Source organism: Flavobacterium shii, from assembly GCF_025847235.1.
In the GTDB taxonomy this organism is placed as follows: Bacteria; Bacteroidota; Bacteroidia; order Flavobacteriales; family Flavobacteriaceae; genus Flavobacterium; species Flavobacterium shii.
The window spans coordinates 1-2,004 of sequence record NZ_JAOZEW010000049.1 but is presented as its reverse complement, the minus strand read 5'-3'; the positions used below and the strand labels follow the sequence as shown (position 1 = coordinate 2,004).

The window sequence follows — 2,004 nt, the reverse complement described above, 5'->3', positions numbered from 1 at the left end:
AAAAAACTTTTCTACTTTTGCACCCGCTTTGAGAAACAAGCGAAACAAAAAATAAGAACACGTTCCTAGACATATTGAATTGACAGCCGTTTTAAGAGAGATCTTAGAACAATAAAATAAAGAGTAATAGAATCGAAAGATTTGAAAAAACCGATAGAATCATTAGTCGCAATATAATATTAAAATATACGATGAAGAGTTTGATCCTGGCTCAGGATGAACGCTAGCGGCAGGCTTAACACATGCAAGTCGAGGGGTATGCTTCTTCGGGAGCAGAGACCGGCGCACGGGTGCGTAACGCGTATGCAATCTACCTTTTACAGAGGGATAGCCCAGAGAAATTTGGATTAATACCTCATAGCATAGCAGCTTCGCATGAAGCCACTATTAAAGTCACAACGGTAAAAGATGAGCATGCGTCCCATTAGCTAGTTGGTAAGGTAACGGCTTACCAAGGCTACGATGGGTAGGGGTCCTGAGAGGGAGATCCCCCACACTGGTACTGAGACACGGACCAGACTCCTACGGGAGGCAGCAGTGAGGAATATTGGACAATGGGCGCAAGCCTGATCCAGCCATGCCGCGTGCAGGATGACGGTCCTATGGATTGTAAACTGCTTTTATACAGGAAGAAACACTGGTTCGTGAACCAGCTTGACGGTACTGTAAGAATAAGGATCGGCTAACTCCGTGCCAGCAGCCGCGGTAATACGGAGGATCCAAGCGTTATCCGGAATCATTGGGTTTAAAGGGTCCGTAGGCGGTTTAATAAGTCAGTGGTGAAAGCCCATCGCTCAACGGTGGAACGGCCATTGATACTGTTAAACTTGAATTATTAGGAAGTAACTAGAATATGTAGTGTAGCGGTGAAATGCTTAGAGATTACATGGAATACCAATTGCGAAGGCAGGTTACTACTAATGGATTGACGCTGATGGACGAAAGCGTGGGTAGCGAACAGGATTAGATACCCTGGTAGTCCACGCCGTAAACGATGGATACTAGCTGTTGGGCGCAAGTTCAGTGGCTAAGCGAAAGTGATAAGTATCCCACCTGGGGAGTACGTTCGCAAGAATGAAACTCAAAGGAATTGACGGGGGCCCGCACAAGCGGTGGAGCATGTGGTTTAATTCGATGATACGCGAGGAACCTTACCAAGGCTTAAATGTAGATTGACCGGTTTGGAAACAGATCTTTCGCAAGACAATTTACAAGGTGCTGCATGGTTGTCGTCAGCTCGTGCCGTGAGGTGTCAGGTTAAGTCCTATAACGAGCGCAACCCCTGTTGTTAGTTGCCAGCGAGTCATGTCGGGAACTCTAACAAGACTGCCAGTGCAAACTGTGAGGAAGGTGGGGATGACGTCAAATCATCACGGCCCTTACGCCTTGGGCTACACACGTGCTACAATGGCCGGTACAGAGAGCAGCCACTGGGCGACCAGGAGCGAATCTATAAAACCGGTCACAGTTCGGATCGGAGTCTGCAACTCGACTCCGTGAAGCTGGAATCGCTAGTAATCGGATATCAGCCATGATCCGGTGAATACGTTCCCGGGCCTTGTACACACCGCCCGTCAAGCCATGGAAGCTGGGGGTGCCTGAAGTCGGTGACCGCAAGGAGCTGCCTAGGGTAAAACTGGTAACTAGGGCTAAGTCGTAACAAGGTAGCCGTACCGGAAGGTGCGGCTGGAACACCTCCTTTCTAGAGCCCTATATGTTAGCATTTATGCACGTTAGGGAAAGAAGACGAATTGACCTATAGGTTAAATTTAAGATTATATTACTCTGCTGTTAGTTCAAATAATAAAATTTAAGAATAAGAGTGTCTCGTAGCTCAGCTGGTTAGAGTACTACACTGATAATGTAGGGGTCGACAGTTCGAGTCTGTCCGAGACAACAAAATAATTGATAATTTTAAATTATTAATTATACATTAAAAGACACGTTCATTTACAGATTACAGGAAATTCTAGGGTTGAAAAATTAGGGATTACAACAATTCAT

Annotated in this window: 1 tRNA gene and 1 rRNA gene; both read left to right on the top strand. The window is 46.0% G+C overall.

Going from position 1 to position 2,004, the window contains the following annotated elements:
• Positions 1–188 precede the first annotated feature (188 nt).
• Positions 189–1,702: ribosomal RNA gene (locus OIU83_RS23495) — 16S ribosomal RNA — on the top strand.
• A gap of 121 nt (positions 1,703–1,823) precedes the next feature.
• Positions 1,824–1,897: transfer RNA gene (locus OIU83_RS23490), tRNA-Ile, on the top strand.
• The last annotated feature ends 107 nt before the right edge of the window (positions 1,898–2,004 follow it).